Here is a 23,020-nt window from a genome sequence, read left to right on the forward strand (position 1 = left end):
CCGTTTATCCGCCAAACACCTTCTTCAGCAGCTCAGTGGTGCGGGCCACGGGATTCTGGCGAATGTTGGCCTCCTCCTGCGCAATGAGCGTGAACAGTCCGTCGATGGCCTTGCCGGTGGCGTACTGGTTGAGGTCGGTTTGCACGGGCTGCACCAGCGGCAGTTTGTTGTAGGTGCTGCTCAGACTGGTGTAGTAGCGCGTGGCCCCCACCTTGTCGAGGCTTTGCTGGATGATGGGCTGAAACGCGGTGGTGAGCTGGCCCGTGGTAGTGCGCCTGAGGTACTGCGTGGCCGCGTCTTTCTGGCCGCTCAGAATGTTCCACACATCCGTGAAGGTGAGGCTTTTGATGGCGTTCAAAAAAATGGGCTTGGCGCTTTTGGCCGCGTCTTCGGCGCCCCGGTTCAGGCTTAGCTCGAAGGCATCGACCTGGCTGCCCAGCCCGATGGCCCGCAGCCGGGTGGCCACCTTCTGGGCATCGGGCGGAAACGGGATGCGAATGAGCGAGTTCAGATTGAAGCCGTCCGTCTGCGAGGCCTGGTCGGCCCCCTTGCTGATGCCCTGAATGAGGGCTTCCTTGAGGCCGTTGGCGGCGTCGGTGTTGCTCACGCCACCGGGCGCGGCCGTGGTGCCGACCTTGCCAATGGCCGGTATTTTAACGTTGCCGATTTTGGGCAATGTGAACTGCGCCGAGGCGGAGAGCGAAACGGTTAACAGCGTCAGCAAACTGATAGTGAAAGACTTCATAGTTGACCAGAAATAGCGGGAAGTAGAAATCACCCATTGAGTAGTATCGGCAAACCTAGCCGCTGAGGCCTGGGCTTCGTAACGTTATCGACCATCGGGCCACCTCTCCCGACCGGCGGCCGCCATTCGTCAGCCGGGCCGTGTGGCTCCGCCAAACCCGTTCCGTACCTTCGCCCCTATGTCCGATACCGCTCCCGCCGCCCCCAAGAAGCTCTTCCTGCTCGACGCGTTTGCCCTCATCTACCGCTCGCACTTCGCGTTCAGCAAAAACCCGCGCATCAACTCCAAAGGCATGAACACGGGCGCCGTGCTCGGCTTCACCAACACGCTGGTGGAAGTGCTGCAAAAGGAAAAGCCCACCCACATCGGCGTGTGCTTTGATGGGCCGAAAAAGACCTTCCGGCACGAGCAGTTTGCCGCCTACAAGGCTCAGCGCCAGGCCATGCCCGAAGACATCGGCATCGCGCTGCCCTACATTAAGAAAATCATCCAGGGCTTCCACATTCCCATCCTGATGCTGGACGGCTTTGAGGCCGACGACGTGATTGGCACGCTGGCGCAGAAGGCCGAGAAGGAGGGTTTTGAAGTATTTATGATGACGCCCGACAAGGACTACTGCCAGCTGGTGACGGAGCACATCAAAATCTATCGCCCCGCCTTCATGGGCAACGCGGCCGAAATCCTGGACGTGCCGCACGTGCTGGCCCGCTTCGAGATTGAGCGCGTGGAGCAGGTGATTGACATTCTGGGCCTGCAGGGCGACGCTTCGGATAACATTCCCGGCATCCCCGGCATCGGCGAGAAGACGGCCAAGACCCTGATTCAGAAGTACGGCTCCGTCGAAAACCTGCTGGCCAACGTGGACGAGCTCAAGGGCAAGCAGCAGGAAAACGTGCGCAATTTCGCCGAGCAGGGCCTGCTGAGCAAGGAGTTGGCCACCATCCACGTGAATGTGCCGCTGGAATTCGAGCCTGAAAAGCTGGTGCTCGATGCGCCCGACGAAGCCACCCTGCGCGAGCTGTTCGAGGAGCTGGAATTCCGGCAGCTAGCCGCCCGCATCCTGAGCGGCGGCGGGCCGGAGCGCACGCCGGCCGGCGTGGCCGCGCCCGGCTCCAAGCCCGTGCGGCGGCCCAAGCTGGTGCCCGGCGGCCAGGCCTCGCTCTTTGGCAACCCCGGCGATGAGGCCGTGGCAATTGGCGCGGAGGAAGGCGAAACCGGCCAGTACGGCGCCCCCGCCGGCCCGCGCAAGCGCCTCGAAGACGTGCCCTACAACTACCACCTGATGGACACGCCTGAGTTGCGCAAGTCGCTGCTTTCGTTTCTGTTGCAGCAGGAGGAAGTGAGTTTCGACACCGAAACCACCGGGCTCGATACCATGACGGCGCGGCTGGTGGGTCTGAGCTTCGCCTGGCTGCCGGGCGAGGCGTATTACGTGCCCGTGCCGGCCGACGACCAGGCCGCCACCCAGGCCATTGTGGATGAGTTCTGCCCGTTTTTCGAGTCGAAGACGATTTTGAAAATCGGCCAGAACATTAAGTACGACCTCACCATCCTCAAGCACTACAAGGTCAATATTTCGGGGCCGCTGTTCGACACGATGCTGGCCCACTATCTCATCGAGCCCGACATGCGCCACAACATGGACGTGCTGGCCGAAACCTACCTGCACTACTCGCCGGTGCCCATCACGGACCTCATCGGCCCCAAAGGCAAAAAGCAGATAACCATGGCCGACCTGCCCCCGGCCGCCGTGAAAGACTACGCCTGCGAAGACGCCGACGTGACCCTGCAACTCAAGCACGTCTTCGAGCCTATGCTGAAAGACCTGGGCCTGCTGGGCCTGCTCAACGACGTAGAAAACCCGCTGGTACCTGTGCTGGCCGACATCGAGTACGAGGGCGTGAAGATTGACAGCGTGGCGATGGGCGAATACTCGGCCGAGCTGCAGGGGTACATCGCGGAGCTCGAAACCCAGATTTTCCGCGAGGCCGGGCAGGAGTTCAACATCGGCTCGCCGAAGCAGTTGGGCGAGGTGCTGTTCGATAAAATGGACATCGGCAAGGGCAAAATCAAGAAAACCAAAACCGGCCAGTACGCCACCGGCGAGGAAGTGCTGAGCCTGCTCGCCGCTGAAAACCCCATCGCCGCCCTCATCCTCGAATACCGCCAGCTCACCAAGCTGCGCAGCACCTACGTGGAGGCCCTGCCCCAGCTGGTGAGCGTAGTAGATGGCCGCGTGCACACCAACTTCAACCAGGCCGTGGCCGCCACCGGCCGGCTCAGCAGCACCAACCCCAACCTGCAGAACATCCCCATCCGCACGGAGCGGGGCCGGGAAATCCGCAAAGCCTTTGTGCCGCGCGACGATAAGCACGTGCTGCTGGCGGCCGACTACTCGCAGGTGGAGCTGCGCATTATGGCCGATTTCTCGGGCGATAAAACCATGATTGAGGCCTTCCGCCTGGGCCAAGACGTGCACACCAGCACCGCCAGCAAGGTGTTCCGCGTGCCGCTGGAGGAAGTGGACTCGGAGATGCGTCGCAAGGCCAAAACCGTCAACTTCGGCATCATCTACGGCATTTCGGCCTTCGGGCTGGCCCAGCGCATTGGCATCAGCCGCAAGGAAGCGACGGACATTATCGAAACCTACTTTCAGGAATTCCCGTCGGTGAAGGCGTTTATGGACGACAGCATCAACCGGGCCCGCGAGCTGGAATACGCCGAGACGCTGCTCAAGCGCCGCCGCTACCTGCGCGACATCAATTCGCGCAACGCTACGCTGCGCGGCTACACCGAGCGCAACGCCATCAACGCCCCCATCCAGGGCACGGCCGCCGACATCATCAAAATGGCCATGATTAACATCCACCACTGGCTGCGCGAGGAGAAGCTCGGCACCAAGATGATTCTGCAGGTGCACGACGAACTCGTCTTCGACGCCGTGGCCGAGGAGGTGGAGTACATCACGCCCAAAATCAAGGAGCTGATGACTACGGCCCTGCTCCTGCCCCACGGCGTGCCGCTGGAGGTGGAGGTAGGCTCGGGCAAGAACTGGCTGCAGGCACACTAAACAACAAGCCCCGGGCTTTCTAAAACCCGGGGCCTTTTGCTCTTGATAAATTTCGTATTTACTCTGCTTTAAAAGTAGTGTAGAAGGTGCTCACGGTTGTTCCGTTCACTATCTGGTTGCTCACTTTGAGTGTGTTAGCAGACAGCTCCTCGATTTTAAATGCCCAATAGCCCTGATATCCTGTCAGGTATGAAGCAACGAGGGTTTGGTCTTTCTGGTCGATGTACCACTTGCCGCTACCCGCAGCTGACCCATAATAGGTGCATTGTAGTGCACCTTCATTTCTATCTAGCTGATGATTCGGCAAAAAGGCGATGTAGTCATCGCAATAGCATGAGTTAGGAGTACTGCAACGCGATGGGGAATTGGTAATTACCGGCGTACCGCCTGCAACGACATCCACCCGCTGTTCGGCAGTCACTTTCCAGTGACTAGCTTGTAAGAGTTCTTCTTTTGTGCGCGTGTCTTCCTTCTTGCAGGCGCTTAGCATGCTGACGGCGGCCAGCACAAGGAGTATTGAATTGCGAATCATGGCAGGTAATTGCTGGAAATGGAAAAGAGCAGCCTATAGCGCGCTGAAGGTATATTCGTCCGTAACGCTCACGGGGAAAGAGGACTGACTGTAGTGAGAGCTTATTTTCAGTTTTAGGGTCGAATCAGTCAGGTCCACTAGTTCATATTCCAAAATTGAACCGTAGACATAATTCTGTCCCAACATTGGATACAGACCATCCGTCAGCAGGGTACCCTCGTCTTTTGTCAGGTACCAGTGGTTGTTGAAGCTGGCCGGCTCGGCCGAAGAACAGTGCAAGCTCCCCGTGTTGGAGATGGCCTGATTGTCGTTCTGAAACGTCAAGATATTGTCGCGATAGCAAGCATTGTAACGGGCGTAACTGTCCTCAACAGTAACAAAAGGAGCACCAACAATAACTTCTTGCGCCTCGATATGCTTGTGGGCCGTGGTGCGCCAGGGATGAGCGACCAGCATTTTCGTCTTGTCCGGAGCCGACGCATCCTTTTTGCAGCTGCTCAACGCGCAGGCCATCGTCAATAAACAAAGCAGGGTTGTTTTCATCGTGGTAGAGGCATTCTGGTTTATACGGTGCTCAAGCTACGCTCAAAAAGCCACATTACTTTTTACTGGCAGAAGAGCTTTCGGGCTGCCCCACAGTACGAAAGCCTAATATTCATTATATCAGGCACGTATTCGCACACCTTCTTCTGTGAGGGCATCAGCGTGTGTACCCCAACGGCGCGCCGGCCGTATAGCTTCTGCACTCAACCAGAAAGCCATGCGACAGCACGTTCACACCACTACTCTTCAAAACGTGGCCCGCGGGCTGCTGGGCACTTTTATGGTGGTGGCCGGCACCGGCCACCTCACCTTTGCCCGACAGGATTTTCAGGCCCAGGTGCCCGATTTTGTGCCGCTGGACAAGGACACCGTGGTGCTGCAATCGGGGGTAGTTGAAATTGGCCTGGGACTGGCGCTGCTGTTCTGGAAGCGGCGGCGGGTGGCCATGGGCATCGGGCTGGCGGCATTTTACGCGGCGGTGTTTCCGGGCAATGTGCACCAGTACACCGAGCATATTTCGGCTTTCGGCCTCGACACCGATGCCAAACGGCTGGCCCGGCTGTTCTTCCAGCCCGTGCTGATGGGCGCGGCCCTGTATTCGACCGGGGCTTTGACGGCTTTGCAGCAGCGGAAGACACACCGGAAATAGATTCTGGCCAAGCAATGCGGGCTTCATTCCGTCTGCTTTAGGTTTTCCGCCGACCTTTGAGCCGCGCGCTATTGCGCCGCTTTATCGGTTATGAAATTTCCTTTCCTATTACTGCTGGCGCTACTGGCCGGCACGGTTTCCCGCGCCCAGCCGGCTCCATCAGCGGCCACAATCCGGGCCTTAGTGCACAAGGCCAACGTGCCGGGGATGCAGCTGGTGTACACCCGCGGCGACAAGACGCACGCTTACGCGCTGGGCCAGCGCACCGCCGGCCAGCCCGCCGCCGTAGATGCCACTACCACCTTCGAAGCTGCTTCGCTGGGCAAGGCGGTGCTGGCCTACGTCACGCTGCGCCTGCTCGACCGGGGCGTGCTCAGCCTTGATAAGCCGTTGCTGACGTATGCGCCCTACCCCCGGCTGCAGGGCGCAGCCAATGCCGACAAAATCACGCCCCGCATGGTGCTGGGCCACACCACGGGCCTGCCCAACTGGGCCGCCAACCCGCTCAGCCCAGACTGGTCCACTACGCCGCTGTGCCTGAAATACGCGCCCGACAGCTGCTGGAATTACTCGGGCGAGGGCTACATATGGCTGCAAAAAACCCTGGAGCACCTTGCCGGCAAGCCGTTTGAGACGCTGGCGCAGGAGGAAGTTTTCGGACCGCTGCGCATGATGCACAGCCGCTTTGTGTGGCAGGAGAAAATGGCCGCCAACGCCGCTTCGGGCCACGACGGCCAGGGCCGGCCCACGCCCATCACGCGCTTTCCGGCGGCCTACGGGGCATTTAGCCTCCTCAGCACGGCCGCCGACTACAGCCTTTTTCTACAAGCCCTGATGACGGGCTGGGGCCTGAAACCTGTCACGGCGCAGCTCCTGCTCACGCCTGCCAACGAGGCCCGGCGCTGCGGCCAGCCCACCACGGCCACCGACCCATTTGTGGCCTGGGCCTGCGGCGTGGGGCTGGCCACCACCAGCCACGGCCTGGCCCAGTGGCAGTGGGGCGACAACGGCAACTTCAAAGGCTTCTACATGACGCTGCCCGCCGAAAAGGCCACCCTGGTGTTCCTCACCAACAGCGCCAACGGCCCCAAAATGACCGAGGAGCTGCTGCGGCTATTTTTCGGGCCGGGCGAGTACCGGGCCGCGCAGTGGCTGGCCGAGTAGGCCGGGCCGCGGACAACACTAGCCAAGCAACCGATTTACATCGAAGTTAGTAGAACATTTATGGATAGACCCGACCAAAAAGGCCTGCTGGCCGAACTAACCAGTCTCCTCACGAAGGGCAACGCCCATGCTACCTTGGAGGATGCCTGCGCCGGCCTCACGCCCAAAATCTGGAACCAGCGCGTGCCCGACGTGCCCTATACCATCTGGCAGCTGGTGGAGCACATTCGCATTGCGCAGTGGGACATTGTGGAATTCTGCGTCGAACCTGAGCACAAATCGCCGGAATGGCCCGCTGGTTACTGGCCCACTCCGGACGCCACCGCCGATGAGGAGCAATGGCAGGAAACCCTCGACCATATTCGGCAGGACCGGCAGCGGATGCTCCATCTGCTGCACGCGCCGGGCACCGACCTGCTGGCCCCCATCCCGCACGGCACCGGCCAGACCATCCTGCGCGAGGCCATGCTCATTGCCGACCACAACGCCTACCACACGGGCGAAATCATCTTGGTGCGCCGCCTGCTGAAGGCGTGGAAATAGGCCGTTACGCCTCCACGCCCACCGTGCGCCGAATGCCCAGCTTTTTCATGCGGGCTTCCAGCGTTTTGGGGTTGATGTCGAGCAACAGGGCCGCGCCCTGCGCCCCGCTCACCCGGCCGCCGGTGCGCGTGAGGGCCGCCAAGATGTGGTCGCGCTCCTGTTCCTTCAGCGTTTTGATGGGAGCCGGGGATTGAGTGGTTGGAGCGGCAGCGGCCACCATCAGCGGAGCCCCGGCAAAACCGGCAAACTCCAAAAAAGGCCCCTGGCTCACGATGATGGACTGCTCCAGCACGTGCTCCAGCTCGCGGATATTGCCAGGCCAGCTATAGGCTTGCAGCGCGGCTAAATCAGCGGGGCGCACTTGGCGGATGGGTTTGCCCAGGCGTTTGCTCAGCCGCTGGACGAAGTGGCGCAGCAGCGGCTCAATGTCTTCGCGGCGCTCGCGCAGCGGGGCCAGCTCGATGGGAAAAACGTTGAGGCGGTAGTATAAATCGGCGCGGAAGCGGCCGGCGGCCACTTCGTCGGCCAGCACGCGGTTGGTGGCGGCGATGACGCGGGCATCGGAGTGCAGCACCTTGGTGCCGCCCAGGCGTTCGAACTCCCGTTCCTGCAACACGCGTAGCAGCTTGGCTTGTAAATCAAGCGGCAGCTCGCCGATTTCATCCAGGAAAATACTGCCGCCGTTAGCCAGCTCAAACTTGCCGATGCGGCGCTCTACCGCGCCCGTGAAAGCACCTTTTTCGTGCCCAAACAACTCACTTTCAATAAGCTGTGCCGGCAGCGCGGCACAGTTGAGCTTGATGAGGGCGCGGGCGTGGCGGGGCGAGGCATTGTGCAGCTCGCGGGCCACCAACTCCTTACCAGTGCCGGTTTCTCCCGAAATCAATACCGTGGTATCGGTGGGAGCTACCTGGCTGATGCGGAGCTGCACCCGCTGCAGGGCCGGCCCACTGCCCACAAACGCGCCCGAATCGGCCCCGAAACGGGCGGAGGTGTTAATTTCATCGACCAGATAAGTGCGCTCCTGCTCCACATGGGCCTTGAGCTCCTCAATCTGCTCAAAGGCGAAGAGGTTTTCCAGCGCCAGGGCGATTTGCGGGGCCAACGACACCACCGTGTCCAAGTCTTCGGGGCGGAAAGCCAGTGGGTTAGATGAGGCCAGGATGAGCACGGCCGCGCCATCGGTCCGCTGCCAGATGGGCACGATGAGCATGGCCCGTGTGCCGTATTCCTCGTATATCTGGCGCAGCAACGGGTAGCGCTGGGCCTGGGCCCGAAAATCATCGGCGGTGTACAGGCCGGGGGTTTGCAGCAATTCGTTCAGCTGATGATACATGGCCGAGCGGTCCAGCTGGTTCAGCCCGTTGCTCCGGTTGGGGTCGAGGGCCAGCATCGGGGCCATCAGGTCGCCGGCCGTGCGCGAAAACTCTGCGAAACCCTCGAACGGCTCCTGTCGCCCGGCCCGCTGCACCCGCAGGCCGAAGTAGTCGAACGGCACCACTTTGCTCAGGCCCTCGGCCACGGCCCGGAACAGCGGTTCGCGCTGCTTGATGCTGAGCAGGGCATTGGTGATGCTGAGCTGCAGGGTGCGCTCCTGCTCCCGGCGCGCTACCTCCTCGAATGCCAGCGTGTTAGCCACCGCTACGGCGATGAGGGAGCCGAGTTTGCCCAGCAGTATTTCATCGGCCGCCGTGAGGTTGGGCACCCGCCGCGAAGCCAACGTGAGAAAGCCCGTCAACAGTCCGCCAATGTGCAGCGGCACCGCCGTTATGTGCTTCACGCCCAGCTTATCAAACTTGTTGAACGGCGCGTAGTTCGGGTAGTCGGCCAGGTATTGCTGGGGGGTGAACTGCTGCACGCGCGGCGCGGCCACCAGCTTCTCGATGGGCGAGCCGGCGATGGGCGTGAAGTGGTCGAGGCCGGCGGGTATTACCGGTGCTTCGTCGGTGCCGTAATAGTCGCGCAGAAACAGCCGCTTCATCTGCAACTCCTTATCAAACACGTTGATGCCGATAAAATCGAACGGAAAAATCAGCCGCAGCTTGGTCGTGACTACCTTGAATAGTTGGTCTTTGTCGCGAATGGTCGCAATGGCCTCGTTAAGGTGCAGCAGCAGGTTTTCGTCGTTGGTAGGCACCGGCTTGAAATTAAAATTCCCTTAAATATGAGGAATAAAATTGGGGTAATTCCTGCTATTTGAGGAACAGATAAGATGACGTTTCCCTTTTCAATTTACTTCAGAACTTCACAACTTAATTTTAATTATCTAGTATTCAACGGGTAGATAGGTAAAAACTTTCTCTCATTGGTGCTGGCATGGCTTTCGGTAAGGGCGGTGCACACCCTATGCCACTTGGCCTTATGTTTTCTCATCAACACCTCAAGGGTTTTGCCGGTTTGTCGCTGTTTGGCGGCTTGCTGCTGGCCCAGCCGGCGCTGGCCCAAAACCAGCCCAGCGTGCCGGCCGCCGCTCAGGCCATTGGCCTGGCCAGCGACTCCCTGACCCTCGGCGCGACGCTGCAAGCCGTACTCGACGCCAACCCCAGCATCACCAACCTCACCGAGCTCTCGGCCGCTTCGACCAGCCGCCTGAGCCAGACGCGGGCGGGTTTCCTGCCTCAGGTAACGGGCACGGCCACCTACACCCGCATCGACCCGGTGGTGAAGCTGCCGTTTAATGGCGAAACGCTCCAGTTTGCGCCCAACAACAACTACGACTTTCACCTCACCGCGCAGTACCTGTTGTTCGACTTCGGCAAGAACGACGCGACGGTGAAAGTGGCCGAGTCGCAGGTGCAGACAGCGCAGGACAACATCACCGTGGCCCGCCGCGACCTGGCTTTCAACGCCGCGCAGGTGTACTACAACATCCTGTTCATGCGTGAGAGCATCAAGGTACAGGACCAGCAGATTGCCTCGCTGCAAGCCCACCGCAACGAAATGAACAAGCGCGTGGAGGCCGGCGTGAGCACGAAATTCGACGTGACGACGACTGACGTGCGCATCACCCAGGCCCAGAACACCAAGCTCGACCTGCAAAACCAGCTGCGCAACCAGCAGGTGCAGCTGGCCCGCCTGCTGCACAAGCCCGCCCAGGCCGACATTCCGGTGAAAGGCCGCCTCACCTACGAGCCCCAGGCCGTGAACCTGGAAGCCGAGGTAGCCAAAGCCAGCAACAACCGCCCCGAAGTGAAGCTGGCCCGCGATGCCGAGAACACGGCCGCGCTGCAAGCCCGCCTCATCGAGAAAAGCAACATGCCCAGCCTCGGCGCGGGCGTGCAGGCCGGCGCTAAAAACGGCTACATCCTGCCCGACATCGACCGGTTGCGCTTCAATACGGTAGGCGTGCTGCAGCTGTCGGTGCCGATTTATGACGGCAACAAGAACAAGAAGCAGCGAGTAGAGGCAGCCGCCATCTCCCGCGCCGCCGTGGCCCGCACCGCCGACACGCAGGAGCAAATCCGCGCCGATGTACGGCAGGCCGTCAACAACATGGATTTCAGCCAGGCCCGCCACGAGAATGCCCAGCAGCAAGTGGCGCAAGCCACTGAAGCTCTGAGCAAAGCCCGCGACCGGTATCGCTATGGCGTGGGCCAGAACCTCGACGTGCTGGACGCTGAAACCCAGCTCGCCCAGGCCCGCCTGGCCTTGGTGCAGGCCGAGTACAACTACACGCTGGGCCAGTACCAGCTGCGCCGCGCCACCGGCGAGCAGATTTGGCAATAGGCTGTTAGTGACCACCACAATGAACCTCACCACCATCCTTTGTCCGCTCGATTTCTCGGCCGCGTCGGCTGGGCTGGTGGCCTATGCGGCGGCCCTGGCCGTGGCCACGGGCGCCGAGCTGCGACTGCTGCACGTGTGCGAGCCGCAGGAGGACCCCACCGGCCAGCGGCCCGATGCTACGGTGTTTGCGCCCTGCAAAGGCCGGATGCAGGAGCTACGCAACGCCGCCGAAGCCGCCGGCGTGACGCTGGTGCACACCGGCATGGTGCGCGGCGAAGCCGCCCCGGAAATTGTGGCCGAAGCCGACCGCCAACAGGCTGATTTAATTGTTATTGGGGCACACGGCCAAACGGGCCTCACCCGCTTTCTGATGGGTACCACGGCCGAAATCGTGCTCCGCACCGCCCGGTGTGCCACCCTGCTGGTGCGCGCCCCGCTTCAATCCGAACCCGCAGCGAACCAGGCCTAACGCCGCCGCTGCCCTCCTTTTTTCGTAAAACACCGCCCCCGAATAGTTAACTAAGATGGCCCAGACCGAAACTTCCCCCGCCGTTCAAAACGCCCCTGCTCCTTATCCAAATGCGGCCGCCGAAGGCGAGCACCTGGAGGAGCCCAAAAAGCGTAACCCGCTTGTTCTCATCATCATGCTACTGGTATTGCTGGGCGGCGGCTACTACGGCTTCACGCGCTACCAGTTTGCCAAAGCCCACGAAAGCACCGACGACGCCCAGGTAGAAGGCGACGTGTACCCGGTATTGCCCCGCGTGGGCGGCCCGGTGCTCGAAGTGAAAGTGGACGACAACATGCCCGTGAAAAAGGGCGACGTCCTCGTAACCATCGACCCGGCCGACTACCAGCAGCGCGTGAACGCCGCTGAGGCCGCCCTCTTCGCTGCCCAGGCCCAGGTAACGGCCGCCCGTGCCGGCGTGGCTACCGCCAGCGCCAACGTTCGCACCGCTCAAACCGGCATCGGCGTGAGCCAGGCAAACCAGGAGCGCCTGCAGAAAGACCTCAAGCGCAGCGAGTTGTTGCGCAAGCAGGACATCATCCCGCAGAGTGAGTACGATGCCGTGCAGGCCAACCTGAAAGCCACCGCCGCCCAGCGCGCCACCGCTACCGACCAGGTGAGCGTGGCTCGCCAGCAGGTAGCCGCCGCCTCGCAGCAGATTGCCGTGGCCCAGGCCGTGGTGAAACAGCGCCAGGCCGACCTCGACAACGCCAAGCTGCAGCTCAGCTACACGACCATCACCGCCCCGCAGGATGGCATCATCAGCAAGAAAAATGTGCAGCCCGGCCAGGTGGTAGGGCCCGGCCAGCAGCTGTTCGGCATTGTGGGCAGCGCCCGCACCTGGGTAGTGGCCAACTTCAAGGAAACTCAGCTGGAAGACATGAAAGTGGGCCAGCCCGTGAAACTGGAAGTGGATGCCTACCCCAAAGAGGAGTTCCAGGGCCACATCGAGAGCCTTTCGGCCGCTACCGGCGCCCGCTTCGCCCTGCTGCCCCCCGACAACGCCAGCGGCAACTTCGTGAAAGTGACCCAGCGGATTCCGGTGCGCATCGCTCTGGATAAGGTAGACCCCCAGCACCCGCTCCGCGCCGGCATGAGCGTGAATGCGGTGGTGCAGGTGAAATAGGTAAAAAGGCAGTGGCCAATAAGGCCGTCATGCAGAGCGTAGCGAAGCATCTTGCCCGCAGTAAGTAATCCAATTTATTAGGATTAGTTGAGCAGTAAAGATGCTTCGCTGCGCTCTGCATGACGGCCTTTTTTAACACTTAAACAGCTAGTTAATGGAAACCGGATTTACCAAGTGGATTATCGTTGTGACGGTGGTCCTCTGCGTCTTGCTCGAGCTGATTGATACCAGCATCGTGAACGTGGCCCTGACCCAGATGATGGGCAACCTTTCGGCCACGCAGCAGGAAGTGACCTGGGTGGTGGCCGCCTACGGCATCGCCAACGTGATTGTGATTCCGATGACCGGCTTTCTGGCCGAGCAGTTCGGGCGCAAAAACTACTTTTTCTTCTCCGTAGTGCTCTTTACGCTGGCCTCCATGGCCTGCGGCCAGAGCACCAACCTGTGGGAGCTGGTGGCCTTCCGCTTCGTGCAGGGCATCGGCGGCGGCGCTTTGATGGCCACTTCGCAGGCTATTCTGATTGATACCTTCCCGCCCAAGCAGCTGCCGCTGGGCCAGGCCCTGTTTGGCATGGGCGTGATTATCGGCCCCACCATCGGCCCCACGCTGGGCGGCTACATCGTGGATAACTACGACTGGCCCTGGATTTTCTACGTGAACGTGCCGGTGGGCATCCTGGCCGCCATCTTCACCCTCGCCTTCATCCGCGACCCCGAGCGCATCAAAAACGCCATTCCCCGGCCACTGCGCGAGATTGACTGGGCCGGCATTTTCCTGCTGATTTTGGGTGTGGGCTCGCTGCAGCTGGTACTGGAGCAAGGCGAAACCGAGGACTGGTTCGAAAGCGCCTACATCAACAGCTTCGCGCTGCTGGCGGCCATTGGCCTGCTGGGCTTTATCTGGCGCGAGCTGACGGCGAAGGCCCCGATTGTGGACCTGCGCGTGCTGGGCAAGAGCCGCAACCTGGCCGTGGGCTCGGTGCTGTCGTTTGTGCTGGGCTTTGGCATGTTTGCTTCGGTATTCATTCTGCCCATTTTCACGCAGCGCATTCTGGGCTTCACGGCCGCCCAAACGGGCTACATGCTACTGCCTGGCGCGTTGGCTTCCGGCTTTATGATGCCCGTGATTGGCAAAATGCTGCAGGCCGGCATCCCGCAAAAGGTGATGATTCCGACGGGCTTCCTCATCTTCTTCGGCTTCACATTCTGGATGGCCAACGTCATTTCGCCCACCGCCGGCGAGTCCGACTTCTTCTGGCCCCTGATGGTGCGCGGCCTGGGCATGGGCCTAATTTTCCTGCCTATCACCACCATGAGTCTGGCCGGTCTGAAAGGCAAAGACGCTGGCCAGGCGGCCGGCCTCACCGGCATGATTCGCCAGCTCGGCGGCTCGTTCGGGGTGGCCATTGTGGGCACGTACCTGGAGCGCAGCATTGCCCAGAACCGCATCAGCCCGCTGGCCCACATCTCGCTCTACGACAACGCCACGGTGCAGCGCATCCAGGCCTTCACGCAGAACTTCATGGCCCACGGCTTCACGATGGAACAGGCCCAGAAACAGGCTTATGCCGCGTTGGAAGGCATCCTTATGAAGCAGGTTTCCATCATCACCTATTCGCAGGTGTTTGCCATGATTGGCCTGTTCTTCGTGTGCTGCCTGCCACTGGTGCTGCTCATCAAGCGCGCCAAGAGCACCGAGAAAATCGACCTGAACGCCGCGCACTAAACCGACAAACCACTATGCTATGTGGCTTGATTAGGTGACGATTGAATTATATTTATAAATAACTAAAAAGGGCTTCCTGCATTTAGCAGGAAGCCCTTTTTAGTTGGTCTGGTTTACAACTACTGGTACTGGATGTACAGCGGCTTGGGGTTAAGCTGGCTCAGCACTTCCACGGGGGTCATGATGTGGTGGGGAGCGGGCCGGGCATCGTACTCGTAGAACAGCTTGAAGCCGGTGTATTGCACGGGCTCGGTCTGAATGTAGTCGTGGTACGAATCCTTTTTCAGGGTGGGCTCGCCGTGGCCGTCCATGTGCATCACCACCTGCACGCGGGGGTCGAGCTTGATGTTTTTGTAATTGGTCAGCATCTTCCGGGTGAAGCGGTGCACGGTGAGCACCTTGGGCGGCAGGTGGTTTTCGCTCACGATGCGGGCCAGGAAGTTGATGGTGAAGTTCACGTCCTTGGCGTCGAGGGTGCCGATTTTCTGATTCGGGCGCACGCCGGGCATGGTGGCCAGCGAAAACTCGGGGTCGATGCCGAGGTGGATATCGGGCTGCTTCAAGTATTCCTCCAGCTTGGGCAGTTCGGTCTGCAGGGTGCTGTGGCCGGGCTGCACATCCAGAAACAGGATGCATTTGTGTTCCCGGGCCCAGGAAATCACCTCCTCAATGGTGGCTTTGGAATTCATCAGACGCCATTTGCCGTCTTTGCCGGGGGAGCCCTGGGCCGTGATGGTCACGTTGTGCAGCGCGGCTTGCACCGGAATGCTGGGGTCGGCGGCCTGCCACTCCTTCAGCACGCCGGCAAACTTGCGGAACATCTGTTCTTTGGGCTCGCGGCCCAGAATACCCATGCCCTTCGAGCGAATATTGCCATAGAAAGCCACGATGCGGTGGCCCGGCAGGATGGCGCCCGGCAGCTGGCCGGTTTTTTTGGCAATGCTGTCGGCCTTGAGCGAGTCGCGGCGCATGGCCTGCATCTTCAGCTTGATGGTGTCGACGGGGGCGGGCTGGGCGGCGGCTTCGCCATCAGCAGCAGCGGTGCTGGCAGCACCTTTTTCGCCCTCGGCGGGGCGGGTGGAACAGGCGGGCAGGGCCAGGGCCGCCATCAGGCCCAGAGTAGCGACGAATGCGCTAGAGGTTGCGTTTAAAGACACTGATAATGGGGAACAAAGCGAGCAATAGTTACCTCAAAGGTAAGCGTTTCCGTTGGGCTGTTTCTGGCCTAGCAATTAAAACCAGCTTAAATCCTGCGTCTCGGTTTAGGAGCTAGCGCGAAACCGGCGTCAGCGTCACCTCAAACCAAGTGGCGGGGTCGGCAAGCGGGTCGGGCACCTGCGCGGGCAGCGGCGTGGGCGAATAGAGCGCGCACAGCGAGTTCTCGACTTGCACCAGCTGGCCGGTGGCCGTGGCGGGCAGCCCGTCGAGCAGGCCAGCCAGCACTTCCCAGCGCGGCTCGCCGGGCTGGCGGCTGGCATCGTGCCACACCACGGTAGTGTTGGGGCCTACCAAGTGCTCAAATACCCGCTTCGTGTCGATGCGCACGGCCTCGTAGCGGTGGTCGCCATCGATGAAAATCACGTCGAACGGCCCGCCCAAACTAGCGAAATCGTAGGTGGCCGAGTTGCCGTGCAGGTGGCGCACATTGGGCAATGGTTTCGAGAAAAAACCGTGCAGCTCGATGTAGCGCTCGGGCAGACCGAGGGCGCGGATTTCCGCATCCGACAGGTTCAGAGTGAAAACTTCGGCGGCGACTTCGGCCACGTTGGCGGCGCTTTCGCCGCGCCAGGTGCCAATTTCGAAATAGGCACCGCCCGGCACGCGGCGGGCCAGGGCGCGCAGCAGCAGCAAATCAGTAGGCAGGGAACCGCCCTCGCGGAAGGCAAACGGGCGCACCGTGGTATCGGTCGGGCTCAGGAACGTGGCCAGCGGCACCATGGGCAGGCCTTTGGCCGTGAGTTGGCGACGCCCAGCGTGGGCAAGCGCCCGGCGCTGCCATTCGCCCACATCGCCGGCGATGACGTGGTTGAGCAGCGAGGGAGTGCGGGCCAGGCTGCGCAAAGCCTGAAGGGCAACGGAGAAACGGGACATAGCGGGTGGTCGGGTACTGGTTGTCAGTTGGGCGGCCTTCGACGGTGCGAGCAAAACCCGGCAACTGACAACAAACCCCTAATAACTAAAAAGCAGCCCTAACAGCCACTTCCGGCCCTAAAGTTACTTCGGTGGCTGCGCTTGGCTTTCTCCCAGAGCCTTCAACGCAGAAAGGCCCCGGCGCAGGCTGGAGCTTTTCGAGCGGTTTCTCTCGATTTTTATTGATGCCGGAATATGTCTCCGCTAGCAGCCGGCGCCAGAAGATGGTATTTCCCACCCTCGCCAGTCAAGCCGCATGGCCCCAGAAAAGCCTACCGAATTTTTCCAGGCAAAGCGAACGGGCACGGTGAAGCTCACGGCCACGGGTTTCTTGGGGCCGGTTTCGGCCGGCACACGCTGCATGCCGGGCGTGAAACGGGGCAATTGCAGCACGGCCTGCACCACGGCGGTGTTATAAGGCGCAGACAGACTCTTCACCAAATTCACCGTTTCAGGCTGAACAATGCCCTTTTCGTTCACAATGAACTGCACGAATACGGTGCCATCAACCCGCTCGGCGGCGGACAGATTGGTGGGATATTTCAGGTGGCTCTGAATGAATTCGACAATGGCCCGGTTGCCCCCTCCGCCGACCAATTCGGGCATTTGCTCCACGTAGGTGTATACAACGGGTGGCGGTGGCGGCGGGGTATCCGAGCCGGCATTTGATACCAACTTCGGGGGCGGGGGCGGAGCCACCTGGGCATCGGCCGGCGCGCTGGATAAGGCCGGCTCGGCGGGCGGGGCGGCTTTCTCGCAGGCTACGGCAACGACTAACATGCCTGCCAGCGGCAGGACAAGCCACTGTTTCCAGCGGCGTATAGGATTGGTTTTCTGAATCATGGCAATGCGACTGAGGGTTTGGGAATGGGAGAAGGAGTGCGCAAGCGGAACCGAGAAACCGAGGCGGCTGGCCACTTGCCGGGCCAGCAGTTGGGAGTAGGAAGTGGAAAGGGAAGGAGCAGGCGAGGAGTCATCGTGCAGGGCCGCCTCATCGGCCAGGTACTCGTGGGTGAGGGCCAGGGCCCGCCCGCAGAAGTGCACGAAGGGGTTGAACCACAGCGCCGCACGCAGCATCTCCAGCAGCAGCCGGTCGTAGGTGTGGCCTTGGCGCACGTGGGCCAGCTCGTGGCGTAGCACCTGGCGGGCCTCGGCCGGGCTCAGGGCCAGGGTTTCATCCCAAAACACGACCCGGCCGAAGGAGCTAGTGGGCAGCTGGCCGTGGGTTTCGGCCAGGGTGTAGCCCGCGTGGGCCGTGCGGGGCAGGCGGCGGGCAGTGCGCCACAACCGGCCCAGCCCGTAGGCCAGGCGGGCCAGCATCAGGGTTGCACCAGCCAGGTAAGTCATTAATAGCCAGAAACCCCAATCTGAACCAGTAGCCACGGCAGCCGCGCCGGGCGCACCCACCTCCACAGCTGGCAGCAGCACGGCGGCTACCCCGGCCAAGCCTGCCGGGCCGGTGCCCCACCAGCCGGCCGGCCAGGCCAGCGGCAGCAGTGGCAGGCCGGCGGCCAGCACCGGCCCCAGCACCAAAAAGGCCCGGTTGTAGGCAAAGCTGCGCTCCGGGCGCAGGGCCAGGCGGTAGCACCCCCACCACGCGCCAAGTAGGGCGGTGCTGAGCAGCATCCAGTTAAGCAGGCTGAGTTGGTTCATGGTCGGCGGGGTTTTGGGGGTGGGCGGCGTGGCGGAGTAGTTCGTCGAGCTGGGCGGCGTCGAGGTTTTCTTCCTTGGCAAAAAACGAAACGAGGCGGCTGAACGAGTTGCCGAAGTGCCCGCCCAGCAGTTTGCGCAGCGAGAAGCGGCGGTAGTCGTCCTGGGCCACCAGCACGAAGTAGCGGTGCGTGCGCCCAAAAGCTTCGTGGTCGACAAACCCCTTGGTTTCGAGGATGCGGATGATGGTGGAAACCGTGTTGTAGGCCGGCTGGGGGGCGGGCAGCTCGGCCAGCACGTCCTTCACGAAGGCGGGGCCGAGGCGCCAGAGCACCTGCATCACTTGTTCTTCGGCGCGGGTGAGTTCGGGGAATGCGGAGGGGTCCATGGAGCGGGGTTGGGTCAGGGTAATGCAAACGTATAACTAATATTTTAGTTTACAAACTATTCATTTAGTTTATGCTGCACCCAGAATGTTATTGCATGAAAATAAAGGAATTGAGTAGCTTGCAGCAGCCAGCCCACCTCAGCAGAAAAAAGCTGCACGAAGTGGCGGCAGGCGCTGCGAAGCCAAAGCCGCTACCCACCGTAAACCCACCCTGAACCCGACCCTGATACACTGCCGGGCAGCTTCGCCCTATTCTTTCTTCGCTCTTCGCTCATGCTGAAACCTCTATTCTGCTCGCTACTCGGCCTGCTGGCCGCCCAACCCGTCTGGGCTCAGACCGAAACCGCCGCCACGCCATTAGTAGCTGCGAAGCCCACCGCAGTGCCGCTTTCGCCCCGGCAGCTGTTTCCCGGGCTGTTTGAGGATGTGCAGCTGGGCCGCATTTTCCCCGACAACAAGACCTTCGTGGATGCCGCGCCGAAGCAGCGGCCGGCCACCATTCTGGCGGCGTGGCGACGCGAGAAAGACCGGCCGGGCTTCGACCTGAAAGCCTTTGTGGAAAGCCATTTTACGATGCCGACCAGCACGGCAGTCCCCTTCACGAGCGACCTGAAAGCCGGCCTGCGCCACCACCTCGACACGCTGTGGACGGTGCTGGCCCGCCCCGCCGCTCCGGCCGCCGATGCTCAGGATTCACTGGCCCAGTTCCGCTCGCTGGTGCCGCTGCCCAAGTCCTACATCGTGCCGGGTGGGCGGTTTAGGGAGGTGTATTACTGGGATTCCTACTTCACGATGCTGGGGCTGGCCGAGGCCGGCAAAACGCAGCTGATGAAGGATATTACCGACAATTTTGCCTACCTACTGGGCCGGTTCGGCTTCATTCCCAACGGCAACCGGACGTACTACCTCACCCGCTCCCAGCCGCCTTTCTTCGCCGATATTGTGAAACTGCTGGCCCAGGACCTGGGCAACGGTGAGCTGCTGCGCTACCGCCCCGCCCTCGAAACGGAGTACCGCTACTGGATGCTGGGGGCCGAAACCGTGAAGCCCGGCACCGCCGCCCACCGCGTGGTGCGCCTGCCCAACGGCGACTTGCTGAACCGCTACTGGGACGAGAGCGACCAGCCCCGCGAAGAATCCTATGCCGAGGACGTGGCCGCCGCCAAAAAGAGCAAGCAGCCGGCCGCGCAGTTCTACCACCACATGCGGGCGGGCGCGGCCTCGGGCTGGGATTTCAGCAGCCGCTGGTTCAAGCCCGGCGGGGGCTTGGAGACCATTCAGACCACCGATTTGGTGCCGGTTGATTTGAATTGCCTGCTGTATAACCTGGAAATGACGCTGGCCGAAGCGGCCCGCGTGGCCGGCCAACCCGCGCAGGCCCGCCTGTACGAGGGCAAGGCCGCCGAGCGCAAAACCGCCCTGCTGGCCCTGAGCTGGGACCCCAAAGCCGGCTGGTTCCAGGACTACAATTGGCGCCTGAAGCAGCGCTCCACGGTGCGCAGCCTGGCGGGCACGTACCCGCTGGCATACGGGCTGGCCACGCCGGAGCAGGCCAAGCGCGTAGCCACCGGGCTGCAAACCAACTTCCTGAAACCCGGCGGCCTCGTGACCACGCTATCGGCCACCAAGCAGCAGTGGGACGCGCCCAACGCCTGGGCCCCGCTGCAGCATCTGGCCATTGAGGGCCTGGCGCGCTACGACCAAAAAGCCCTCTCCGACACCGTGGCCCACCGCTGGGTGCGCCTCAATACCCGCGTGTACGGCCAGACCGGCAAGCTGCTGGAGAAGTACGATGTGGAGAATGTGAACCGCCCCGCCGGCGGCGGCGAGTACCCGTTGCAGGACGGTTTCGGGTGGACGAACGGGGTACTGCTGCGGCTGCTGAACCGGGAGCAGCCGCGGTAGGGGCAGTTAAGCGGGGATGGCGCGGGCCTGCGGCCCGTGCCGGCTATTCGCGGGCCTCTGGCCCGCTACGTTAGAACGACGCGATTGCGATGCCATTCGAAAGATTGCAGGCCGGAGGCTTGCGAACAGTCGGCACGGGCCACAGGCCCGCGCCATCGGTCCTGGCAAAAAAAACTTTCGTCCTCCGCAGCAGCCTTTTCGGGCGGTAACTTGTCTGCCGGGCAGCACCCGGCCGGGCTGCGCCGCTTTCCTGACTAAATGCCCCTTTCTACGGAACTGGACGCGCTTCTTGCCGCCTGCCGTCGCCGCGAGCCGGCGGCGCAGCGGGCGCTCTATGCCCGCTATGCCGGACGGATGCTGGGCGTGGCGCGCCGCTACGTGCGCTCGGTGACGGAGGCCGAGGACATTTTGCAGGACGCTTTCGTGAAGGTGTTTACACATTTGGGCGAGTTCCGGGCCGAGGGCTCTTTGGAGGGCTGGGTGCGGCGTATTGTGGTGACCACGGCCCTTAACCACTGGCAAAGCGGGCAGCACCGCCGCCAGCAATTGCTGCTCGACGACGTGCCCGAGCCCTTCGCGCCCGATGCCGATGCCTTCGACCGCCTGGGCGTGGCCGAAGTGCTGGCCCTGATGGAACAGCTGCCCGATGGCTGCCGCATGGTCCTCAACCTCTACGCCGTGGACGGCTACACGCACGGCGAAATCGCGGAGCTGCTGGGCATTCAGGAGAGCACCTCCAAGGCCCAGCTCAGCAAGGCCCGCAAACAACTCACCCTGCTGCACCAGCGGCAGGCCAACTACTTACGACTATGATGCCCGAACCGGAAGAAAACCGCCTTGACGAGTCTTTGCGCAGCAAATTCGAAGACTTCGAGCTCACGCCGGGTGCGCCGGTGTGGGCCGGCATTGAGCAGCGCCTGCCCCCGCCGCCCCGGCTACGCAAGCGTCGCCGGCCGGTGCTGGTGCCGCTGCTTTTCGTGCTCACGGGCCTGCTGGCCGGGCTGGGCGGCTGGCTGCTGCCGCATGGGCCGGCTACTTTGGTGGGGGCAAACCCAACGAACAGTATTGCCTCGAATAATGCGCAGGCGAAGCTCCAGAGCTCCGGAACGACCATTTCCGAGCAGCAAAGCCCGCTCTGGAACTCCGGAGTGACCAATTATGAGCAGCAAAGTTCCCTCCGGACCTCCGGAACAACCATTTTTGAACAGCGAAGCCTGCTCCGGAACTCCGGAGGCACCATTTCCGGACGACAAAGCCCCCTCCGGAGCTCCGGAGTCGTTAAATCGACGCGAACCATCCGGGCCGCACCTTTGCCGGATGATAGCGCCGCTACTATCGCCCCAACAGCAACGGTAGCGGCCCAGGTTTCGCCAAGCATTTCGGCAGGTACTCCTACCCTTCCGCTCGCCGCCGAAGCCCTGCCCCCTGCCCTGCGTCCCCTCGCCGCCTTGGAACGCCGGACGCTGGAGCAGCTGCCCAGCATCGGCACCCTCGCGCCTGGCACACTGCCGGCCGATGGCCGCGCCGCGCTCCTAACCAACCTGCGCACCGAGCGGGCCGAGCTATTCCGCCTCCAGCGCCGCACCGACAGCCTGCTGCTGGCCCTTGGCGACCTGCCCGGCGCGGCTCCGGTTGCTCCCAGCGTGACCGCCTCCGCGCCCGATACTGCCCGGCCGCGCCCACTGGTCCACCGCTGGAGCGTTGTGCTTTCGGCCACGCCCGAGCAAAACACCCTCGCTCTGCAAGGCCCCGAAAACGACTCGCTCACGGCCCTGCGCCGCAACCACGAAACCGGCCGCGCCGGCCTCAGCGCCGCCCTCACGGCCGAGTACAAGCTCACGCCGCGCCTGAGCGTGGGCGGCGGCGTGGGCTACACCGCCTTCGGGGCCGACCTGCGCATCACCAACAAAACCACCGACGTGCTGGTGAGCTACAACACCACGACCACGACCAGCACCAACGTCTTTACCTCCAGCTACCAGACGCATTCCATCCGCGTCATCCAGGTGCCGCAGCTCTCGCCCATCTTCAATGGCAGCGGCCAGGTCATTCGCTACGATACCGTGTATGTGCCGCGCCAGGACACGGTGTTCAGCACCACCGTGCAGCACGACACCACCCATACTACCCGCAGCGTCACCACGCCCACCATCACCAAAAAGGAAACCCTCACCACCAAGCTGTTGCAGCCCAACTACCGCTTCTTCACGGTGCCCGTGCTGCTGCGCTACCGCCTGGCCGCGCCCGGCACCAGCCGCCTCTGGACCGACGTAGCCGTGGGCGCGCAGCTCCAGTTTTTCCTGGGCGGCACGCAGGTGGTGACGAACGATGGCGAGAACTTCCGCACCGAGAAAATAACCGCCGGCACCGGCCCCTTCCGGGCCCTCAATGTGGCCCTGGCCGGCTCGCTGGCCCTCAACTACGCCCTCACGCCCCGCCTGAGCCTGAGCGTGGCCCCGAGCATGCGCTGGCAGGCCCTATCCCTATACAAGCCCGAGACGGGTCTGCGCCAGCAGGCCACCTCCACGGGGCTGATGTTCGGGGTGCGGTTCGGGCTGTGAGTAGCAAACCTGTCCTCCTGAGTGCAGCGAAGACCCTTCTCACGGCTGAGTCAT

19 protein-coding genes are annotated in these 23,020 nt (G+C 62.1%); 11 read left to right on the forward strand and 8 right to left on the reverse strand.

Going from position 1 to position 23,020, the window contains the following annotated elements; genetic code table 11:
- Positions 1-4: 4 nt before the first annotated feature.
- Positions 5-745: a DUF4197 domain-containing protein gene (locus tag ACYVM5_RS09625; protein ID WP_460617907.1), complete on the reverse strand. Its 741-nt coding sequence runs from the start codon at positions 743-745 to the stop codon at positions 5-7.
- A 178-nt stretch (positions 746-923) separates the two neighbouring features.
- Here ACYVM5_RS09625 and polA point away from each other — a divergent pair, with 178 nt between their 5' ends.
- Positions 924-3,815 carry a DNA polymerase I gene (gene polA / locus ACYVM5_RS09630; RefSeq protein WP_460617908.1) on the forward strand — a complete coding sequence of 964 codons (2,892 nt, stop codon included), beginning with the start codon at positions 924-926 and terminating at the stop codon, positions 3,813-3,815.
- Between the two features lie 58 nt (positions 3,816-3,873).
- Here polA and ACYVM5_RS09635 read toward each other — a convergent pair whose 3' ends face one another.
- Both ACYVM5_RS09635 and ACYVM5_RS09640 read right to left on the reverse strand, forming a co-directional pair.
- Positions 3,874-4,347, reverse strand: a complete 474-nt coding sequence (locus tag ACYVM5_RS09635) for a hypothetical protein (RefSeq protein WP_460617909.1) — start codon at positions 4,345-4,347, stop codon at positions 3,874-3,876.
- A gap of 33 nt (positions 4,348-4,380) precedes the next feature.
- Positions 4,381-4,890 carry a hypothetical protein gene (locus ACYVM5_RS09640; RefSeq protein ID WP_460617910.1) on the reverse strand — a complete coding sequence of 170 codons (510 nt, stop codon included), beginning with the start codon at positions 4,888-4,890 and terminating at the stop codon, positions 4,381-4,383.
- A 217-nt stretch (positions 4,891-5,107) separates the two neighbouring features.
- On the opposite strand from ACYVM5_RS09640, the gene ACYVM5_RS09645 reads away from it, so the two are divergent.
- The 3 genes from ACYVM5_RS09645 (at position 5,108) to ACYVM5_RS09655 (ending at position 7,246) form a co-directional block, all read left to right on the forward strand.
- The gene (locus ACYVM5_RS09645; protein WP_460617911.1) at positions 5,108-5,539 is read left to right on the forward strand and encodes a DoxX family protein; all 432 of its coding nucleotides are present in this window, start codon (positions 5,108-5,110) and stop codon (positions 5,537-5,539) included.
- A 90-nt stretch (positions 5,540-5,629) separates the two neighbouring features.
- The gene (locus tag ACYVM5_RS09650) at positions 5,630-6,703 is read left to right on the forward strand and encodes a serine hydrolase domain-containing protein (protein WP_460617912.1); all 1,074 of its coding nucleotides are present in this window, start codon (positions 5,630-5,632) and stop codon (positions 6,701-6,703) included.
- A 60-nt stretch (positions 6,704-6,763) separates the two neighbouring features.
- Positions 6,764-7,246, forward strand: a complete 483-nt coding sequence (locus tag ACYVM5_RS09655) for a DinB family protein (RefSeq protein WP_460617913.1) — start codon at positions 6,764-6,766, stop codon at positions 7,244-7,246.
- 4 nt (positions 7,247-7,250) lie between these two features.
- On the opposite strand, the gene ACYVM5_RS09660 is transcribed toward ACYVM5_RS09655, so the two are convergent.
- Entirely contained in the window at positions 7,251-9,383 is a 2,133-nt protein-coding gene (locus tag ACYVM5_RS09660) for a sigma-54-dependent Fis family transcriptional regulator (RefSeq protein ID WP_460617914.1), read from the reverse strand.
- A 224-nt stretch (positions 9,384-9,607) separates the two neighbouring features.
- Between ACYVM5_RS09660 and ACYVM5_RS09665 the strand changes: the two genes are divergently transcribed.
- The 4 genes from ACYVM5_RS09665 (at position 9,608) to ACYVM5_RS09680 (ending at position 14,332) form a co-directional block, all read left to right on the forward strand.
- Positions 9,608-10,972, forward strand: coding sequence for a TolC family protein (locus ACYVM5_RS09665; protein ID WP_460617915.1), 1,365 nt, complete (start codon positions 9,608-9,610; stop codon positions 10,970-10,972).
- A 19-nt stretch (positions 10,973-10,991) separates the two neighbouring features.
- Entirely contained in the window at positions 10,992-11,441 is a 450-nt protein-coding gene (locus tag ACYVM5_RS09670; RefSeq protein WP_460617916.1) for a universal stress protein, read from the forward strand.
- A 55-nt stretch (positions 11,442-11,496) separates the two neighbouring features.
- Positions 11,497-12,606, forward strand: coding sequence for an HlyD family secretion protein (locus ACYVM5_RS09675; protein WP_460617917.1), 1,110 nt, complete (start codon positions 11,497-11,499; stop codon positions 12,604-12,606).
- A gap of 154 nt (positions 12,607-12,760) precedes the next feature.
- Positions 12,761-14,332 carry an efflux MFS transporter permease gene (locus ACYVM5_RS09680; protein ID WP_460617918.1) on the forward strand — a complete coding sequence of 524 codons (1,572 nt, stop codon included), beginning with the start codon at positions 12,761-12,763 and terminating at the stop codon, positions 14,330-14,332.
- A 119-nt stretch (positions 14,333-14,451) separates the two neighbouring features.
- Here the strand turns inward: ACYVM5_RS09680 and ACYVM5_RS09685 are convergent, their stop codons facing one another.
- The 4 genes from ACYVM5_RS09685 to ACYVM5_RS09700 form a co-directional block, all read right to left on the reverse strand.
- Positions 14,452-15,489, reverse strand: a complete 1,038-nt coding sequence (locus ACYVM5_RS09685) for a hypothetical protein (RefSeq protein WP_460617919.1) — start codon at positions 15,487-15,489, stop codon at positions 14,452-14,454.
- A 112-nt stretch (positions 15,490-15,601) separates the two neighbouring features.
- Complete coding sequence (locus tag ACYVM5_RS09690; protein ID WP_460617920.1) at positions 15,602-16,423, reverse strand: class I SAM-dependent methyltransferase; 822 nt, start codon at positions 16,421-16,423, stop codon at positions 15,602-15,604.
- A gap of 243 nt (positions 16,424-16,666) precedes the next feature.
- Positions 16,667-18,115: a M56 family metallopeptidase gene (locus ACYVM5_RS09695; protein WP_460617921.1), complete on the reverse strand. Its 1,449-nt coding sequence runs from the start codon at positions 18,113-18,115 to the stop codon at positions 16,667-16,669.
- A complete protein-coding gene (locus tag ACYVM5_RS09700) occupies positions 18,093-18,500 on the reverse strand; it encodes a BlaI/MecI/CopY family transcriptional regulator (protein WP_460617922.1) in 408 nt (135 codons plus the stop codon). The genes ACYVM5_RS09695 and ACYVM5_RS09700 overlap by 23 nt, the downstream gene beginning before the upstream one ends.
- Before the next feature lie 273 nt (positions 18,501-18,773).
- Here ACYVM5_RS09700 and treF point away from each other — a divergent pair, with 273 nt between their 5' ends.
- The 3 genes from treF (at position 18,774) to ACYVM5_RS09715 (ending at position 22,966) form a co-directional block, all read left to right on the forward strand.
- Positions 18,774-20,405, forward strand: coding sequence for an alpha,alpha-trehalase TreF (treF, locus tag ACYVM5_RS09705; RefSeq protein ID WP_460617923.1), 1,632 nt, complete (start codon positions 18,774-18,776; stop codon positions 20,403-20,405).
- A 258-nt stretch (positions 20,406-20,663) separates the two neighbouring features.
- On the forward strand, positions 20,664-21,218 hold the full coding sequence (locus ACYVM5_RS09710) for an RNA polymerase sigma factor (protein WP_460617924.1): 555 nt from the start codon (positions 20,664-20,666) through the stop codon (positions 21,216-21,218).
- The gene (locus ACYVM5_RS09715; protein ID WP_460617925.1) at positions 21,215-22,966 is read left to right on the forward strand and encodes a hypothetical protein; all 1,752 of its coding nucleotides are present in this window, start codon (positions 21,215-21,217) and stop codon (positions 22,964-22,966) included. Before ACYVM5_RS09710 ends, ACYVM5_RS09715 begins: the two co-directional genes overlap by 4 nt.
- Positions 22,967-23,020 lie beyond the last annotated feature (54 nt).

The sequence above is a fragment of the Hymenobacter ruber genome, from assembly GCF_054783255.1.

What these genes read in the sequence shown, in the direction of transcription:
- ACYVM5_RS09625 (WP_460617907.1), bottom strand. Translation starts at nt 745, where the DNA reads ATGAAGTCTTTCACTATCAGTTTGCTGACGCTGTTAACCGTTTCGCTC.
- polA (WP_460617908.1), top strand. Translation starts at nt 924, where the DNA reads ATGTCCGATACCGCTCCCGCCGCCCCCAAGAAGCTCTTCCTGCTCGAC.
- ACYVM5_RS09635 (WP_460617909.1), bottom strand. Translation starts at nt 4,347, where the DNA reads ATGATTCGCAATTCAATACTCCTTGTGCTGGCCGCCGTCAGCATGCTA.
- ACYVM5_RS09640 (WP_460617910.1), bottom strand. Translation starts at nt 4,890, where the DNA reads ATGAAAACAACCCTGCTTTGTTTATTGACGATGGCCTGCGCGTTGAGC.
- ACYVM5_RS09645 (WP_460617911.1), top strand. Translation starts at nt 5,108, where the DNA reads ATGCGACAGCACGTTCACACCACTACTCTTCAAAACGTGGCCCGCGGG.
- ACYVM5_RS09650 (WP_460617912.1), top strand. Translation starts at nt 5,630, where the DNA reads ATGAAATTTCCTTTCCTATTACTGCTGGCGCTACTGGCCGGCACGGTT.
- ACYVM5_RS09655 (WP_460617913.1), top strand. Translation starts at nt 6,764, where the DNA reads ATGGATAGACCCGACCAAAAAGGCCTGCTGGCCGAACTAACCAGTCTC.
- ACYVM5_RS09665 (WP_460617915.1), top strand. Translation starts at nt 9,608, where the DNA reads ATGTTTTCTCATCAACACCTCAAGGGTTTTGCCGGTTTGTCGCTGTTT.
- ACYVM5_RS09670 (WP_460617916.1), top strand. Translation starts at nt 10,992, where the DNA reads ATGAACCTCACCACCATCCTTTGTCCGCTCGATTTCTCGGCCGCGTCG.
- ACYVM5_RS09675 (WP_460617917.1), top strand. Translation starts at nt 11,497, where the DNA reads ATGGCCCAGACCGAAACTTCCCCCGCCGTTCAAAACGCCCCTGCTCCT.
- ACYVM5_RS09680 (WP_460617918.1), top strand. Translation starts at nt 12,761, where the DNA reads ATGGAAACCGGATTTACCAAGTGGATTATCGTTGTGACGGTGGTCCTC.
- ACYVM5_RS09690 (WP_460617920.1), bottom strand. Translation starts at nt 16,423, where the DNA reads ATGTCCCGTTTCTCCGTTGCCCTTCAGGCTTTGCGCAGCCTGGCCCGC.
- ACYVM5_RS09695 (WP_460617921.1), bottom strand. Translation starts at nt 18,115, where the DNA reads ATGAACCAACTCAGCCTGCTTAACTGGATGCTGCTCAGCACCGCCCTA.
- ACYVM5_RS09700 (WP_460617922.1), bottom strand. Translation starts at nt 18,500, where the DNA reads ATGGACCCCTCCGCATTCCCCGAACTCACCCGCGCCGAAGAACAAGTG.
- treF (WP_460617923.1), top strand. Translation starts at nt 18,774, where the DNA reads ATGCTGAAACCTCTATTCTGCTCGCTACTCGGCCTGCTGGCCGCCCAA.
- ACYVM5_RS09710 (WP_460617924.1), top strand. Translation starts at nt 20,664, where the DNA reads ATGCCCCTTTCTACGGAACTGGACGCGCTTCTTGCCGCCTGCCGTCGC.
- ACYVM5_RS09715 (WP_460617925.1), top strand. Translation starts at nt 21,215, where the DNA reads ATGATGCCCGAACCGGAAGAAAACCGCCTTGACGAGTCTTTGCGCAGC.